Source organism: Oleiphilus sp. HI0066, from assembly GCF_001635725.1.
This window is the reverse complement of sequence record NZ_LWFH01001321.1, coordinates 1-1129: the sequence shown is the minus strand read 5'-3', so window position 1 is coordinate 1129 and position 1129 is coordinate 1. Positions and strand designations below refer to the sequence as shown.

The window sequence follows — 1129 nt, the reverse complement described above, 5'->3', positions numbered from 1 at the left end:
CCAAAAACTCCAAGCGTAATTGGATTTCCTTCAGAATTTTTTCAGCAATTTCTCCTCGCTTACCGGTAAGAGATAACTCTTGATAATAAGTGAGTGCTTGGCCAATAGGCATTTTAATGACTTCGGGGAGCGTCGTTTCTTCAATGAATACGTGGCGAGCGCTTTCCCGCAGGCGTGAACCATGGCAACTTGGACACGCTTGCATGGTTAAGTAGCTTGCTAGCTCCTCACGTACCATTTGTGATTCTGTTTCTTTGTAACGACGCTCCATGTTGGGAATGACACCTTCAAAGGGATGCTGTCGTTGCATGGTGTCGCCACGAGAATTGACATAATTAAACGCAATCTCGTCAGAACCGCTGCCGTTTAATATGATGTCCTTGATGTGTTCGGGAATGTCCGCAAACTTCGTATCGATGTCTACCCCATAGTGCTGCATGACGCTCGATAATAATTGGAAGTAGTAGATGGTTCTGCGATCCCAACCTTTTATCGCGCCCTCTGCAATGGTGAGTGTGCCGTCTCTCACGACGCGAGACGGATCGAAAAACTGCTTAACCCCTAGTCCATCACATGTCTGACATGCGCCTGAAGGATTGTTAAAGGAGAACATTCTCGGCTCAAGTTCACTGATAGAGTATCCACAGACAGGGCAGGCAAAACGTGACGAGAAGATAAGCTCTTCCATCTGATCATCACTATCCATTGGGGCAATGACGGCGATACCATCGGTGAGCTCTAGGCAGGTTTCGAAGGACTCTGCGATACGCTGTTGAATGTCATCTCGGACTTTAAAGCGGTCAACGACGACCTCAATGGTGTGTTTCTTGTTCTTGTCGAGCGCTGGCGCATCATCGATATCCACTACGAGCCCGTTTATACGTGCGCGAATAAATCCCTGAGCTTGGAGCTCTTGAAATGTGTGTAAATGCTCCCCTTTACGGTTTTGAACAACCGGTGCAAGCATCATCAGCTTGCTGCCCTCTGGGAGTTCGCATACTTTATCAACCATTTGACTGACTGTTTGGGCGTCTAAGGGTAGGTTGTGAGTAGGGCAGCGTGGTTCGCCTGCGCGAGCGTATAGTAATCGCAGATAATCGTATATTTCTGTGATTGTACCGACGGTAGA

Annotated in this window: 1 pseudogene; it reads right to left on the bottom strand. The window is 47.8% G+C overall.

Annotated elements, in window-relative coordinates:
- Positions 1-1129, bottom strand: a pseudogene (locus A3738_RS31305) (excinuclease ABC subunit UvrA); the annotation flags it as partial.